Here is a 15,269-nt window from a genome sequence, read left to right as displayed (position 1 = left end):
TTGGATCGGCTGCCGTGCCGATCTAGAGAGTTTTAATGTCTTTAGAAAGCCGATCAAATCATGCGGCGTTTTAAAATCTCAACGTCCCATGGCGCCAGTCTAGCTTTCGGAGCGGCTCCGGTCAAAATATCCACGAAGCCGGCTTGCTGCAAATCGGTTGGCAGCAAGCGCGACTCATTGCGCAGATTAAGAACAAAGTAGAGTTCTTGACCATCCTTAACGCGTCGTGTGATTTCAAGATCCGTCCGTTCATTGGTCAGCGGGGTAAGTTCTATTTGGTTAACGACATGGTCGATTACTTTGCTAAGTCCCTGATCGTCTAAACGCGTGCCAACGTACCAAGCCGTTCCCTTACCAAATACATTTTCGACCACGGCTGGCGTGCCGGCATAAAATTCACTGGCATAATGCGCCAATGCCCGGGTTTTCGATCCTGTCAGATGAATCTGATCGCATAGCAGCCGCCCATCGTATTGCTGAGGAGACTGATCAAAAGCTACTTTAACGGTTTGTCCTGGTACCGTCGCATCGGTTTCTTCAACCCAGATGCCCAATACCCTGCTTAAAGGACCCGGATAGCCGCCCAAGTAGACGTTGTCAGATTCATCAACTATCCCTGATGCATAGGTTGTCAGCAGATGACCGCCATCTTGAACGTAATTGCTGATTTTTTCGCCCAGCCCCTTTTTGACCATGTACAATACTGGCGCTACGATCAGGTCATATTGTGAAAAGTCATCGTCAACGCCAATCACGTCAACCGGAATCTGGTGCTGATAAAACTGGCGGTAATAGTCCATAATCAAAGGCACGTACTGCAGATCCTGCGTGATTCCAGCTACGTACTCAAAGGCCCAGAAGTTGCTCCAGTCAAAAATAATGGCTGCTTTTGCTGGAGTCATGGAATCCTTAAAATCTGCGCCTGTTTTTTTCAGATCATGTCCCAGACGGGCGACTTCTTGAAACGCGCGCGTGTCCGTCCGCTGCGAATGGCTGATTACGGCGCCATGAAACTTCTCAGATCCCCCTGCGGCCTGCTTCAATTGAAAATACTGAACGGTGTCAGCACCATGAGCCACGGCCTGCAGTTCCGTGGCCCGCATTTGATTAGGGCGTTTCAACGGACTGTATGGCTGCCAGTTAACTTGTGAAGGCGTTGATTCCATCAGCATGAACGGTTGATGCTTCAATCCCCGCATTAAGTCATAGCGAAACGCGGCTACATAGGCAGGATCGTCATAGGCTGGGTAACTGTCATAGGCAATGATGTCTTGATCCTTGGCCCAGGCATGGTAATCGATCCACTTATTAGGCGTGCCATGGAAGTTCGTCAGAATCGGCGTCTGCTTGTCATATTTTTCAATCGTTTGTTTTTCAAGATTATATAACGCAAGCATAGCATCTGACTGAAAGCGCAGATAGTCAACCGACAGCCCAGCCACGATCGTATGCGTGCCTTCTGCTCCCCAGGCATCGCCCAGCTCGTTGGGAACTTGAATCTCATCCCAGTCATAGATCGTATGACTCCAGACATTGTTATCCCAAGCTCGATTTAGATTATCCAGCGTTTGATAGCGCTGTTTAAGCCATTTTTGAAAGGCCAACCGGCAGTTTTCACAATAGCAGTTGCCGCCATACTCATTGTTAACGTGCCAAGCCACGATATGCGGATTGGCAGCATATCGTCTTGCCAATTGTTCAACCAGCTTACCTGCTAAACGGCGATAGCTGGTCGAACTTGGACAGAAGTTATGCCGCTGACCAAAGACGTGCCGTCGCCCTTGATAGTCAACTCTGGCTACATCCGGATACTTTTTAAACATCCAGGCAGGCATCGCAGCCGTGGAAGTTGCCAGAACAATCTTAAAGTCGGCCTGACTAAGCTTTTCAACGATGTGATCCAGTTTTTCAAAATCATATTCGCCTTCATGCGGTTCTAAAAGTGCCCATGAAAAGACGTTGATCGTTGCCGAATTGATGTCGGCCTGCTTAAAAGCCTTAATATCGTCATCCCAATCGGTTTCTGGCCATTGATCGGGATTATAGTCACCGCCATATAGAACGGTCGGCAGTCCCTGCTTCATAATGCTCCCTCCAAGCCTTTATTTTTTATATGCTGCCTTGGCAACTGGCTGCCCATGCTCAACCTTAGCACCAAGCCTAAGCTCTTGTAATTGAACCTTTTGCGGCTGTGTTAAAAAGTCTACAACAATATCATCATAACCACTTTGTAAAATCAAATCACGGTTGAATTCCATCAGCAGCTCACCGGCATGCACGATCTGTCCTTCTTGGAAATGAATATTAAAGCCAGCGCCACGCATATTGACCGTGCCAATGCCTACGTGAACTACCAGGCCAATCCCGGCATCTGATTCAATCTCAAAGGCATGCTTTGTTGAGAAGGCAAACTTGATCGTGCCATCAAACGGTGCATAGACGCGGCCATCTGCCGGCTTAATCGCAAAGCCTTTGCCAGGGAAGCCTTTGGTGCCGTCTTCATTGGTTACGGAGGCAAGATCAACGACTTCGCCATCGACTGGGGCCAAAAGCGTTAATATTGTCTGATTGGCAGCGACTTTCTCAACAGCTTCCGCACCATTGCCGGTAGCCAGTTCATTCTTTAATTCTTCAACGACTTGAGCATGCTTTTTTTCGCTCAGCGTAACCTTGCTTAAGAAAATCACGATTGACAGCAGCGCCAAAACCATTGGAATATAAAATGCCATGCCATCAAACGTACGAATGCTCTTGGCAGTCATATCAGCCGCCGTGGCGCTGCCGGTCATGCCACAGGCTAGCGCAATCCAGCCAACCAGGCCATTGGAAATCGCACCCGTCAGCTTATCGATCATCGGCCGCACTGCCAAAACGACGGCTTCATTTCGCTGACCAGACTTAAGCTGACCATATTCAATCGCATCAGTCAGCGTCAAAACCGTTACCAGCTGAGCACAGTTGACGTTGAACAAAACCAATCCCAGATCCATTACATAGATATTGCTGCGACCAAAGATAAAAATCAAGTAGGCCGCTACCATACAGCATTGACCAATCGTAAACAGCCATTTCCGTGGTACGTATTTGTTGAAAATCGGGAACAGTGGGCTGACAAAGAAACCCACGATCGTCGCAATGACTCCAACGACCCAGAAATGACCGGGTTCGCCAATAACGAATTTGTACAGGTAGAATAAAACCCCATTGGTAACAACATAGGCACAAGAATACATCAAGTATGCCAGGGCTGGCCACATGATCTGGTCGTTATGGAAAATTGCTGAAAAGACGTCTTTGATCGATGTCTTTTGTTTGGCTGATTGCCGAATGATATTGTCGTTTTCCTTGGTCCCCAGACATACCGCCAAGGCACTCAGCAATGCCAGCAGCGTAACGATTGCCGCAAAAGCAAACCAGCCGACTGGACCCTCAGTACGATGCCCAGTTGCCAGATAAGTAAACGTCGTAACGATTGGTACCACGATAATCGTCAGACCGTTCCAGCCAATCGTTCCGGCAAAGGCCCCTAGAGAGGTATAGATGCTGCGTTCATGCGAATCTTCACTCAGTGCTGGCACCATGCCCCAATAAGAAACGTCAGAAAAAGAATAGAAAATATCAAACGTAATGAAGATCACAACAAATAAAATCGCAAACAGGACCCAGTTGACCTTAGCCAAGCCAAAAATGCCCGTAAACAGAACCAAAAGCAGGGCCCCGCTGACGATGTTGCCCCATAAAATCCAAGGCTTAAACTTGCCCCAGCGCGTGTGTGTATTGTCGACGATATTGCCCAGCAGCGGATCGATAACCAGCTCAATAATCCGTACCCCGACAATCAAACCGGTAATCAGACCAATTAAACGGTTAGCAACGGATTTGCTCAGTCCAGCAAACATGCCGCTGGTAACAAAAATAATGAAATAATTGCTCATCACGCCATAAAAAGCGGAGTGGCCGACATTCCCAAAGCAAAATGCTGAACGAGAAATCCACTGCTGCTTGCTTAGATGCTGCCGTGGCGTTGCAGTTTTGGTGGTAGTATCCACGATAATGCCCCCTTAATTTACTCTCACTCTAATCCATCTTGTAACCGATCGTTTCATTCTAAATGCATTCATCTGAAATCGCTTACAAGTAATATTGTACGCATTTAATGAGCAAAGTAAATAATTTAATACAAAAAATAAATCATTTACTCATTTTAGTAAATGATTTATTCGGTCCAGCTATTATCACAGATATGTCTTTCATTTTATTTCAATTTAAAACTTTCGCGCATAATAAAATTGGTATCAACCAATGCATGAACGTGCGGCCGCTCCGGATTGGCAATTGCATCTCGCAGAATATTCAGCGCCATGCGGGAAATCACCTTTTGATTGATATTATAGGTCGAAAGCGGCGGCGATACGTATTCGGCAATATCGCTGTTGTTGATGCTGATAATGCTGGTGTCGCGCGGTACGATCACCCCGGCATCGTTAAAAGCCTGAAGTACCCCAACGCTTAAGGTATCCGAGGCAATCAAGAAACCTTGCGGCAACTGATCGCCGTATTGCTTGATGGTCGCTTCTCCCAGCTGACGACCGTTTAAAACACTAAATGAGCCACTGGAAAAGACATCTGCCTGCTTGAATCCCAGTTCCTCAGCCACGACTCTAAAAGCCGTTTCCCGTGAGTCTCTTTGTCTTGGCCGCTTGCCGATCTGCGGACCGATGCCGCCAATAAAAGCAATCCGTTGATAGCCAGCATCTGCAAACTGTTCCAAGGCATCCCGCACCGTCATGGACAGATTGGGCTGAACTGAATCGAACAGATGCGGCAATGGATCCGTATCAACAAACACCCCCGCAGGCAGCAGCCGATGCAGCCGTTTAAAGACGTTTAGCTCAACATTGTCGTCACCAACACATAAAAAGCCTTGAAATTCTTCCGCCTGATCAATCAGCTCCTCGGCATATTGAAAAACCTTAACCTGCATACCAGCATCTTCCATCGTTTTCAGCAAGGCATCCTTTAAGCTGGCAAAATACGAGTCCTGCAGCTGTTCTTGGTTGTTCATCCGAAACAACAGTGCAATCGTGGGTGCAATTGCTGGTTTCTTACGATCTTTCCAGTAACCCAGCTGGTTGGCAACTTTTAAAATCTTGTTGCGCGTCGTCTGGGTAACCGAAAGCGTCTGGTCGTTATTGAGCAGGCGCGAGACCGTGGCTGACGAATAGCCAGAACGTTGGGCAATCTCTTTGATGGTAACCATTTGCTCACCTCTTCTGCTTAATTGCGTGCGCTTATTATACCTCATTTAGTAAATCCAAGTAAATAATAAGTAAATAAAAGCGTGAAACAGAGTCTTGCTGTTTCGCGCTGCTTGCTTAGTTATGATCAACTGTAGCCGGCTGAAACTCCATCAGAACTGCCGCGCGCTGCTGGCCTTTTTGATCAGTCACTTTTGTTTCACCGGTCTTGACAAAGCCATATTTTTGATAAAGCCGAATCGCCGGCACGTTATCTTTAAAAACATCCAATACCAGTTTCTGCAGGGTACTATAGTTTCCAAACCAATACGTAGCTTCATCAACTAACAGACTGCCAATCCCATTTTGCCAAAATTCCTTTAAGACCGCAACGCCCAGCTCGCCTACCCGCGGCTGATCAGCCAGTGCCATGATCGTGACGATCCCAATTGGCTGATCTTGGTACTGAGCCAGTAAAATCAATGAATCAGTACTGTCGTTAATATCATAGAGACTGTACGCCTCCTGTTCAGCCGTCAGCGTATCCAGATGCGGCACCAAGATGGTCGAACTCTCTTGAGAAAGCTGTTTGAGCAGCTCCAAAATAGCCTGGGCATCATCCGGCGTGGCCAGCTTGATTCCAACCGTTTCAGTCATGAGCTGCCACCAATCGTTCCACTAATGATTCAAAGTGCCGTCCATGCGGTTCAAAACTCAGCTCGCGGGTCTGTTCATCATCAGTACGCTTAAAATTAATTGCCAAAAATTCGGTCGGCAGTTCGTCTTCAATAAATTCTGCCCATTCAACTACACTGACGCCATCACCATCAAAATATTCTTCCAATCCCAAGTCCTCGGCCCCACCATTCTCCAGTCGATAGATATCCATATGGTAAAGCGGCAGGCGTCCTGATTGATATTCACGAATAATCGTAAAAGTTGGACTCTTGATCACGTCTGAAATGCCCAGCCCAGCTGCCAGTCCTTTGGTAAAAGTGGTCTTGCCAGCTCCCAGATCGCCGTTTAAAACAATTACGTCGCCAGCCTGCAAAAACGGTGCCAGTTCCTGCCCCACCGCCATCGTTGCTTCTCGATTGTGTAAAGTTAGTTGAATCATTATCATTGTCCTTTGCTGGAATTGACCATTTTGATCAAATCAACGATCATGGTCTTTGATAGTTTCTATTTTATCGTATCCTGTCCGTAAATCAAAAAAGGTCGCTTGACTTTTGCCAAACGACCTTTGAATTTACAGTGCCTGAGCCGCCGTAATCAGAGCAACCTTATAAACGTCTTCTTCGTTGCATCCCCGTGACAGATCGGCAATCGGTGCATTCAACCCCTGCAGAACCGGACCAATGGCTTCAAAGCCACCCAAACGCTGCGCAATCTTGTAGCCAATGTTGCCGGCTTCCAGACTTGGGAAGACAAAAACATTGGCATGGCCAGCAACTTTGGATTCGGGAGCCTTCAATTCCGCAACGGCTGGAACGATTGCCGCGTCAAACTGCAGCTCGCCGTCAACTGCCAGTTCTGGATCAGCTGTCTGGGCCAGTTTAGTCGCTTCGGCAACCTTGGTAACCATTTCGCCTTTTGCCGATCCCTTGGTTGAAAAGCTCAGCATGGCAACGCGGGGATCAATCCCAAACAGTTTAGCCGTTTTGGCACTTTCAACGGCAACCTCAGCCATCGTTGGCGCGTCCAGTTCAATGTTGATGGCACAGTCAGCAAAGATGTAGCGCTGATCGCCTTTTTGCATCAAAAAGGCACCACTGATTCGCTTGATACCAGGCTTGGTCTTGACGATCTGCAGAGCTGGCCGGACCGTGTCGCCAGTTGAGTGAATGGCGCCAGAAACCATCCCGTCAACCTTGCCCATGTAGACCAGCATCGTGGCAAAATAGCTGACGTCTTTTAACATTGCATCGACTTGTTCCGGTGTATTCTTACCGTGCCGCCGTTCCAAAAGCGCGGTATGCATTGCCTGATAGTCGGCAGCTGGGTAGGTCTGCGGGTCCATAATTTCAACGCCAGTCAAGTCAACGCCATCCTGCTTAGCGGCTGCTTTGATCTGAGCTTCATTGCCCAAAAGAATCGGTGTCAGCAGGCCGTCGTGTGCCAAACGGGAGGCAGCGCCAAAAACCCGTTTATCCTCACCCTCTGGAAAAACGATCCGCTTGGTTTGTGCTGACAGCTGTGACTTTAAGTGTTCAAATACATCCATTATTCATAACCTCATTTCGATTGTGCGTCAATGTCAACATGTTCGGGCAGGCGCCAGTCAATCGGCGTTTCGCCCATCGCCACCAAGGCTTCATTGGTTTTAGAGAAAGGTTTTGAGCCAAAAAAGCCGCGGTTGGCAGAAAAAGGACTGGGGTGCGGTGATTGCAGAACAATATTGGTCTGCGTGTTGATCAAAGGAATTTTTGATTGGGCTGCCTTGCCCCAAAGAATAAACACCACTGGTCGCGGTCGCTCAGACAACGCATGAATCGCTGCATCCGTTAGCTGCTCCCAACCATGACCGCGATGCGAGAACGCCTGACCAGCCCGAACGGTAAGCACGGAATTCAACAATAGCACGCCTTGATCAGCCCACTTCTTTAAATAGCCGTGTTCAACGGGCGGATAGCCAAGATCAGCTTGCAGCTCTTTATAGATGTTTTGCAAGGAAGGCGGAATTTTGACCCCTGGCAAAACTGAAAAGCTGCAACCGTGTGCCTGGTGCGGTCCATGGTAGGGATCCTGTCCTAAGATTACCACTTTTACTTTTGAAAAGGGAGTCCATTCAAAGGCTTCAAAAATATGATGCATCTCTGGATAGATCGTCTGATGGGCATACTCATCAGCTAAAAAATCATGCAGCTGAGCGTAGTAGGCAGATTCAAACTGGGGCTCAAGCACGCCCCACCAATCGTTATGGATAAGTTGTTTCAAAGTCAGCACCTCGTGAACATTTTAACATTATTATTACAAATAAGATACTTATTTCGATCGCGTTAATTGACTGTTTTTATTGTCGGCAGCTGTTAAAATGGTAGTTAGATATTTAGGAAAAGTGGTGATTTCTGTCATGCGGCAATTGTACATCCGCGATCGTTCAACCGACTTGAACAGCGCTACCGTCATTCACGATGAAGGCGGACATTCATGCTACCTGTTAGCCGGTAAATGGGGGATTCGCTATGATGCACTTTCATTATATACGATGAGCGGTGAATTGGTAGCCGAAGCTAAGCAATTAACGCTTGGTCTTACGCCAAAATTCGCTCTTTATTTAAATCGGCGTCAAGTTGGCACGATCGGCAAATCACTGGGACTTTTTCATGAACTGATCTATATCCACGGTCTCAACTGGATTGTCGTCGGCTCATTGGTAAGTGGACGTTTCAAGGTCTTTTGCGGCAGCCGCTTGATCTTTGCAGTTGAGCCGATACCGAATACTGGTGGCTTCTGCAGCCGTTTGAGCGTTACCAATCAAGCCGACGAACCATTGGCAATCTTAACGGCTACGATCATCAACCGCTGGGCCAGACATCATGATCGCCAGCCACTGCGGGAACGATTGCGTCAGCTGAATCCGATGTCATCAACTGATCAAGGCGATCTAAGCATGGGATTCGTGCCGAAAACACTGCTTAATGATCAAAACATCGGCAAACACATTCATCAGCCAGAATAAAAACGGGGTGCATCTTTTTATAATGCACACCCGTTTTATTTTGCTCAAGATCCGGCTTAATAATGCTTCAAAACACGTTCAATCTGTCGTTCCTGCTCACGCTTCTTGATCGACTCACGCTTATCGTATTCATGCTTTCCTTTGGCCAGGCCCAGCAGTACTTTGGCATAGCCATGCTTGATATACATTTTCAGCGGAATCAGCGTAATCCCCTTGGTCGACAATTCGCCGGCAATCTTTTTAATTTCTTTTTTATGCAGCAGCAGCTTACGATTGCGCAACGGATCATGATTAAAGAACGTGCCGTTGTCATATTGGCTGATATGCACGTTCATCAACCATAATTCACCATTATGAAGCTGAGCAAAACCATCTTTAAGATTGACACGCCGGGCTCGGACCGATTTGATCTCAGTCCCAGTCAGAGCAATTCCAGCTTCAAAAGTCTCTAAAACTGAATAGTCGTGACGCGCTTTTTTATTCTGCGCGATTAGATTATCATCTTTTTCATGATGGGATTTTTTTGCCATCTTTATTCCCTCCCGTCATAGCTTAACGTGAGCGGCGATCACCATTGTTACGGCCACGCTGGGAACGCTTGCCACCGTCATGCCGGCGTGAAGGTCCACGATCAAACAGATGATTGCTGCGCCGACCATTCCCGTTGCCATTGCTGCGGTAGGAACGCTTACCGTCTTTTTTGTCCCGCTCGCCCCGGCCGAATCTGCTGTGCTTGTCATCACGACCGCCGCGTCCCCGACCATTAAAGCGACCATCATTTTTACGCGGCACCCGCAGCTTGGTTGTTGGGGCTTCTTCAGGGTTAACCAGTTCAAAATCAACCTCGCGCTGATCCTTGTCTACTCGAATCAGCTTAACCTTAACTGGCTGCCCAATTTGGAAGATATGATGATGGCGGCGGCCAACCAGTGCCATGTTGGATTCCAGATACTCGTAGAAGTCATCGTTCATAACACTGATATGGATCAGACCTTCAACAGTATTTTCCAAAGCCACGAACAAGCCAAACTTCATAACGGAACTAACAACGGCATCAAAGGTCTCCCCAACATGATCTTCCATGTATTCAGCCTTCTTCATGCTGTCAACGTCACGTTCCGTATCAATGCCCCGCCGTTCGGTAACCGAGGTATGCTCAGCTACTTCTGGCAGCCAGTCGCGGTACTTGGCCTTGGCTTTTTCTGTCGTGCCGTTTTCAGCATACCAACTGATCAATCGGTGCACCATTTCATCAGGATAACGACGAATTGGCGAAGTAAAGTGCGTATAGTATTGGGCACCCAAACCAAAGTGACCGACTTCTTCATCAGCATATTTAGCCTGTTGCATACTGCGCAGCATCATTACCTGGACCATCTGTTCTTCCGGCTTGCCAGCCACGCTCTTTAAAACGTCTTGGAGCATCTTAGGCTTGACGTTTTTCAAGTCACCCTTCATTTCAATACCAAAGACGCTGAGCAGCTCAGCAAAGCTCTTGATTCGATCGGCATCCGGCGTTTCATGAATCCGGTATAAAAACGGTACGTGCAGCTTATAGTAATGTTCGGCCACGGTTTCATTGGCTGCCAGCATAAATGATTCAATCATTCGTTCAGAAGTACCCCGCTCGCGCAGCTGAATGTCAGTTGGGTGGCCTTCCTCATCAACAATAATCTTGGCTTCTGGCGCGTCAAAGTCAATGGCGCCACGATCATGCCGATGCTTTAACAGAATCTGATGCAGCTCGCCCATCGTCTCAAACATCGGCACCAGCTCTTCGTATTCTTTGATAACCTGTGGATCATGATCTTCTAAAATTGCGTTAACGGCTTTATAGGTCATCCGAGCATGGGAACGCATTACGCTGGGAAAAATCTCGTGTTTGACAATGTTGCCCTGTGGATCAATCTCCATCTCACAGCTCATGGCCAAACGTTCTTCATTCGGATTCAAGGAACAGATACCGTTTGAAAGTCGCTTTGGCAGCATTGGAATCACACGGTCTGTTAAATAGACTGAAGTTCCTCGTTTAAAGGCCTCTTTGTCCAGTGCCGAGCCCGGCTTAACATAGTGCGTAACGTCAGCAATGTGAACCCCCAAATGATAGTTGCCGTTATCAAGTTTCCAAGCTACAACGGCATCATCAAGATCTTTGGACTCAATGCTGTCGATCGTAACCAGCGGCTGAGCGGTAATGTCTTTACGACCCTTCTTTTCTTCTGGCAGCACGTGATCAGGAATGGCATTGGCCTCATCCATGACCTCTTGCGGGAAAACATGCGGAACGTCATGGGCATAGACAACGGAGAGAATATCAATCCCCGGCTGATCCTTGTCGCCAATAACCTCAGTGACCATCCCTGTCATGATCTGTGGCGAATCATCGCTTGGATATGATGCAATCGTGGCATTGACGATCTCGTTATCTTCGGGGTGCAGACCATCATCAGTGACAAAAAAGCGGAAATTGCTGAGTTTTTTGTCTTTTAAGATGATCTCACCAATAAAGCTGCCCATCGTAATGTTTTTAAACTCGCCAACCACATGCTCATAATGACGCGTGAGGATTTCCGTTACCTGTCCTTCTGGTCCCTGGTCGCTGCCGGGTTCAGGAGCACGCAGGATCTTGACTTCAACCTCGTCACCGCTCATTGCATGCATGGTGTGATCAGGATTGACATAAACGTCTGGCTGTTCCGAATCATAGGCCACAAAGCCAAAGCCCTTCGCATTGCCGCGAAAGATCCCGCTGATTGTTTTGGGCTTGATAACCGCTTTAAATTCGCCCTGATCGGTTACCATGACTTTTTTATCCCGTTCCAATTGCGCCAGTGCCTGAACGATTGGCGTAAATTGATCTGCTCTGTTCATTCCCAGCTGCTGGGCAATTTTTTCAGCTGAAAAGCTGAGTTCTTGATGATCGAGTAAACGCTTGAGTATTTCAAGTTGTAATTGTGTCATCCATATACCTCTTTAAAATAAATAAAAAGCCCCCTGATACTGGCAGGAGGCACTTAAACTAGTGTGAAGAAACATAGACCAGCGCCAGTGCCAGGATAAAAAACAGGGCACCAAAGATGGTCGTAGCAATCTGCATAACCGCTTCAAAACCGCGAGCCTTGCGCCGACTGAACAGGTCGCCAGCTCCCCCGGTCAAAGCGGACATGGCATCGTTGTCATTCTTGGCTGGCTGCATCATTACGCAAGCAATCAAAATGACGCAGACAATCAAGAAGAGGGTCATAATCGTATTATACAAAAAAATTTCCTCCTATTTCACCCGCTATATCCGTTAAATAATACCATATTTCTAGGCATTTGGCTAATCTTGCGCTGATTGTCGGGCTGCCAGATTGATCCGAGCCTGGTTGGCAATGTGATTTTTGCCGCGCAACTGAACGACCAGCGTATCACCAGCTTTTAGTCGCGTATTGCCATGCGGAATCAGCTGATTTTCACCACGATAGATACAAGTAATCAGAGCGCCGGCTGGCCAAGCAAAATCCTTGATCAGACAACCGTCCAGCTTGGAGCCGACAAAAATCGGCGTGGTCATTTGCGTCAATCCCAGCAGCTCTTTTTGCGGCTGCTTATGCATCATATTGGCAAACATGGCCGCATATACCGGCGTGCCGCCCATCAGATCAACGACCAGCCAAGCTACGATTGAAACGATTGCTAATGGCATCAGATGCGTCATCGTGCCGACCATTTCCGTAATCAAAAGAATGGCAGTAAACGGCGCCTTGCTGATACAGGCAAAGTAGCCAGCCATGGCATAAATCACATAGTTGGGCAGATATCTGGCCGGAATCAAGCCCCAATGCATCATGATTACGCAATATAGGGCACCGATAATGCCACCAAGCGTCAGAATCGGTAAAAAGATCCCCCCTGGCAGCTCAGTAGCATAACTGATCATTGAAAAGACAAAGCGCAAAACCAATAAGGCCAGCATTACCTTAAGCTCAGCCGGCAGTTTAGGCAGCGCAACGACCAGATTATTGCCACCGCCCAGCGTTACCGGCCACCACCAGGCAATGGGAATTACCAGCAGAAATGGGATGATTGGATAACAGACTGGTTTAAGAAATTTTATCTGATGCATCCATTTAGGCAGTTTTAAGATAACGACCTGATACAGTCTTCCCAGGAAACCCAACAAAATTCCCAACAAAATCAGATGCCAGTACTGTGAAGCCGGAAACAGCACCTCATGCGGCACGTTCAGATCAGGTTCCAAGCCAAAGAACGCCATCGAAACCAGATTAGCCGCCAGTGAGCTGATAAATACCGACAGCCAGACCAGCGGCGAAAAATTATGATAAACCTCTTCTAAAATAAACATCGTACTGGCAATTGGCGCGTTAAAGGCCGCCGCCAAACCAGCTGCTGCGCCGCTGGCAATGCCGACTCGTCTTTCAATTTCGGTATTGGCATTTTTTTCGGCAATCCCTTGACCAACCGTTGCTCCTAATTGAATCGAAGGTCCTTCGCGGCCTAAAAACAACCCCGAGCCGATGCTGATGATGCCGCCAAAAAATTTACGCCAGAGAACCGGCCACCATTTTTCATCAAATTGTCCCGTTAGCTGTCCTTCAACTTGGGGAATCCCCGAACCTTTAATATCTGGATTTTTTTGAACCAGCTTGCCTAAAAGCAGAGCAATAAAAATACTCATGCCAATCCAAGGAAGCAGCCAGACCGGATGACCATGAAAGTAGGCAAATGCTTTGATAACCAGACCCAATAGATTTTGAATTGCCCAGCGAAAGAGACTGACAACCAAGCCTGCCGTCAAACCAATTAAAATAGCTCGGCCTGCCTGACGCAGATTTGAATAGCTGAGTCCTGCAATTCTAGTTGTTTTCACTTTCTTCTCACACCTAAAAAATTTTTTACCTAATCAGTCTAGCACAAATCAAGGCAATCAAAAAAAGCGTTTGGAAAAAACCAAACGCTTTTAAAATCATTAATTTAAATATTAACGGTTTTCGATGTCTTGACGAGCTTGTTCGCTCAAGTTGTAGAAGGAGTGAATTCCCTTGTATTGAGCAACATCGCCCAGGTTGTCTTCGATCCGCATCAATTGGTTGTACTTAGCAAGACGGTCAGTCCGGCTCATGGAACCAGTCTTGATTTGGCCGGCGTTGGTAGCAACAACCAGGTCAGCAATCGTCGTGTCTTCAGTTTCACCAGAACGGTGGGAAACGATTGCCGTGTAGCCAGCTTCCTTAGCCATTTCGATTGCTTCAACCGTTTCCGTCAAGGTACCGATTTGGTTCAGCTTGATCAGGATTGAGTTGGCAGCACCCATCTTGATACCCTTGCGCAGGTAGTCAGTGTTCGTAACAAAGAAGTCGTCACCAACCAGTTGCACTTTCTTGCCCAGCTTGTTGGTAATCGTTACCCAGTCATCCCAGTTGTTTTCGTCGATTGGGTCTTCCACGGATACGATTGGGTACTTTTCAATGATGCCCGTCAGGTATTCGATCCATTCTTCAGTAGTGTATTCTTCACCCGTGGACCAACGCAGCTTGTACTTCTTGTCTTCGTCGTTCCAAAGTTCAGAAGCAGCAACGTCGCAGGCAATAGCAATGTCCTTGCCTGGCTTGTAGCCAGCGTCTTCAATGGCCTTGATCAGGTATTGGAATGGTTCTTCGTTGTTGGCAAAGTCAGGAGCAAAACCACCTTCGTCACCAACTGAGGTAACCTTACCAGCAGCTTCCAGTTCCTTCTTCAGGGCGTGGAAAGTTTCGGCACCCCAACGAATTGCTTCACGAACAGTTGGTGCACCAACTGGCATGATCATGAATTCTTGGAAGTCAACCTTGTTGTCGGAGTGGGCACCACCATTGATGACGTTCATCATTGGCGTTGGCAGCAGATGAGCATTGAAACCGCCAAGGTAATTGTACAGTGGCACTTGCAGTTCATCAGCAGCAGCCCGTGCAGCAGCCAGGGAAACTGCCAGGATAGCGTTAGCACCCAGCTTGCCCTTGTTAGGCGTACCGTCAAGCTTGATCATAGCCTTGTCGATGGCAACTTGGTCAGTAACTTCCATGCCAACGATTTCTTTAGCGATTACGTTGTTAACGTTGGCAACGGCCTTTAAAACACCCTTGCCGCCGAAACGATCTTTGTCGCCATCGCGAAGTTCAACTGCTTCGTGTTCACCAGTAGAAGCACCAGATGGCACGATACCACGGCCAACGCCACCGGCTTCAGTGTAGACTTCTGCTTCAACAGTTGGGTTACCACGTGAGTCTAAGACTTCACGAGCATAAATATCAGTAATGAGTGACATTGATGAATCTCTCCTCTGTCATTTTAAAATTGGAAAGTTCTTC

The 15,269-nt window shown here is 47.6% G+C and carries 13 protein-coding genes; 1 reads left to right on the top strand and 12 read right to left on the bottom strand.

What is annotated here, in order from left to right:
- Positions 1 to 53 precede the first annotated feature (53 nt).
- The 7 genes from ACLUWI_RS07730 to ACLUWI_RS07700 all read right to left on the bottom strand — a co-directional run bounded on the left by ACLUWI_RS07730 (position 54) and on the right by ACLUWI_RS07700 (position 8,174).
- Positions 54 to 2,084 (bottom strand): beta-galactosidase, encoded by a 2,031-nt coding sequence (locus ACLUWI_RS07730; protein ID WP_412146835.1) that lies wholly within the window; start codon positions 2,082 to 2,084, stop codon positions 54 to 56.
- A gap of 18 nt (positions 2,085 to 2,102) precedes the next feature.
- On the bottom strand, positions 2,103 to 4,049 hold the full coding sequence (locus ACLUWI_RS07725) for a glycoside-pentoside-hexuronide (GPH):cation symporter (protein WP_412146834.1): 1,947 nt from the start codon (positions 4,047 to 4,049) through the stop codon (positions 2,103 to 2,105).
- A gap of 206 nt (positions 4,050 to 4,255) precedes the next feature.
- Positions 4,256 to 5,260 carry a LacI family DNA-binding transcriptional regulator gene (locus tag ACLUWI_RS07720; RefSeq protein ID WP_412146833.1) on the bottom strand — a complete coding sequence of 335 codons (1,005 nt, stop codon included), beginning with the start codon at positions 5,258 to 5,260 and terminating at the stop codon, positions 4,256 to 4,258.
- A 115-nt stretch (positions 5,261 to 5,375) separates the two neighbouring features.
- Complete coding sequence (locus ACLUWI_RS07715; RefSeq protein WP_412146832.1) at positions 5,376 to 5,894, bottom strand: GNAT family N-acetyltransferase; 519 nt, start codon at positions 5,892 to 5,894, stop codon at positions 5,376 to 5,378.
- Positions 5,887 to 6,360: a tRNA (adenosine(37)-N6)-threonylcarbamoyltransferase complex ATPase subunit type 1 TsaE gene (tsaE, locus tag ACLUWI_RS07710; protein ID WP_412146831.1), complete on the bottom strand. Its 474-nt coding sequence runs from the start codon at positions 6,358 to 6,360 to the stop codon at positions 5,887 to 5,889. Before tsaE ends, ACLUWI_RS07715 begins: the two co-directional genes overlap by 8 nt.
- A 126-nt stretch (positions 6,361 to 6,486) precedes the next feature.
- The gene (gene pta, locus ACLUWI_RS07705; protein WP_412146830.1) at positions 6,487 to 7,461 is read right to left on the bottom strand and encodes a phosphate acetyltransferase; all 975 of its coding nucleotides are present in this window, start codon (positions 7,459 to 7,461) and stop codon (positions 6,487 to 6,489) included.
- A gap of 11 nt (positions 7,462 to 7,472) precedes the next feature.
- Positions 7,473 to 8,174, bottom strand: a complete 702-nt coding sequence (locus tag ACLUWI_RS07700) for a uracil-DNA glycosylase (protein ID WP_412146829.1) — start codon at positions 8,172 to 8,174, stop codon at positions 7,473 to 7,475.
- 136 nt (positions 8,175 to 8,310) lie between these two features.
- On the opposite strand from ACLUWI_RS07700, the gene ACLUWI_RS07695 reads away from it, so the two are divergent.
- A complete protein-coding gene (locus tag ACLUWI_RS07695; protein ID WP_412146828.1) occupies positions 8,311 to 8,919 on the top strand; it encodes an LURP-one-related/scramblase family protein in 609 nt (202 codons plus the stop codon).
- A gap of 56 nt (positions 8,920 to 8,975) precedes the next feature.
- Here the strand turns inward: ACLUWI_RS07695 and smpB are convergent, their stop codons facing one another.
- From smpB to eno, 5 genes are all read right to left on the bottom strand, one after another.
- Complete coding sequence (gene smpB / locus ACLUWI_RS07690) at positions 8,976 to 9,449, bottom strand: SsrA-binding protein SmpB (RefSeq protein ID WP_412146827.1); 474 nt, start codon at positions 9,447 to 9,449, stop codon at positions 8,976 to 8,978.
- A 22-nt stretch (positions 9,450 to 9,471) separates the two neighbouring features.
- Positions 9,472 to 11,880: a ribonuclease R gene (gene rnr / locus ACLUWI_RS07685; protein ID WP_412146826.1), complete on the bottom strand. Its 2,409-nt coding sequence runs from the start codon at positions 11,878 to 11,880 to the stop codon at positions 9,472 to 9,474.
- A 58-nt stretch (positions 11,881 to 11,938) separates the two neighbouring features.
- A complete protein-coding gene (secG, locus tag ACLUWI_RS07680) occupies positions 11,939 to 12,178 on the bottom strand; it encodes a preprotein translocase subunit SecG (RefSeq protein WP_033934341.1) in 240 nt (79 codons plus the stop codon).
- Positions 12,179 to 12,241: 63 nt separating this feature from the next.
- Positions 12,242 to 13,792, bottom strand: a complete 1,551-nt coding sequence (locus tag ACLUWI_RS07675; protein ID WP_412146825.1) for a chloride channel protein — start codon at positions 13,790 to 13,792, stop codon at positions 12,242 to 12,244.
- Positions 13,793 to 13,903: 111 nt separating this feature from the next.
- Complete coding sequence (gene eno / locus ACLUWI_RS07670) at positions 13,904 to 15,226, bottom strand: phosphopyruvate hydratase (protein ID WP_412146824.1); 1,323 nt, start codon at positions 15,224 to 15,226, stop codon at positions 13,904 to 13,906.
- Between the last annotated feature and the right edge of the window lie 43 nt (positions 15,227 to 15,269).

This window comes from Limosilactobacillus mucosae (assembly GCF_046939755.1).
GTDB classification, from domain to species: Bacteria; Bacillota; Bacilli; order Lactobacillales; family Lactobacillaceae; genus Limosilactobacillus; species Limosilactobacillus mucosae_A.
The sequence above is the reverse complement of the archived record's forward strand: the minus strand, read 5'-3'. Positions and strand labels throughout refer to the sequence as shown.

Excerpts from the sequence above, each read along its gene's own strand:
- rnr (WP_412146826.1), bottom strand. The coding sequence starts at position 11,880 with ATGACACAATTACAACTTGAAATACTCAAGCGTTTACTCGATCATCAA.
- pta (WP_412146830.1), bottom strand. The coding sequence starts at position 7,461 with ATGGATGTATTTGAACACTTAAAGTCACAGCTGTCAGCACAAACCAAG.
- smpB (WP_412146827.1), bottom strand. The coding sequence starts at position 9,449 with ATGGCAAAAAAATCCCATCATGAAAAAGATGATAATCTAATCGCGCAG.
- tsaE (WP_412146831.1), bottom strand. The coding sequence starts at position 6,360 with ATGATAATGATTCAACTAACTTTACACAATCGAGAAGCAACGATGGCG.
- eno (WP_412146824.1), bottom strand. The coding sequence starts at position 15,226 with ATGTCACTCATTACTGATATTTATGCTCGTGAAGTCTTAGACTCACGT.
- ACLUWI_RS07720 (WP_412146833.1), bottom strand. The coding sequence starts at position 5,260 with ATGGTTACCATCAAAGAGATTGCCCAACGTTCTGGCTATTCGTCAGCC.
- ACLUWI_RS07695 (WP_412146828.1), top strand. The coding sequence starts at position 8,311 with ATGCGGCAATTGTACATCCGCGATCGTTCAACCGACTTGAACAGCGCT.
- ACLUWI_RS07730 (WP_412146835.1), bottom strand. The coding sequence starts at position 2,084 with ATGAAGCAGGGACTGCCGACCGTTCTATATGGCGGTGACTATAATCCC.
- ACLUWI_RS07715 (WP_412146832.1), bottom strand. The coding sequence starts at position 5,894 with ATGACTGAAACGGTTGGAATCAAGCTGGCCACGCCGGATGATGCCCAG.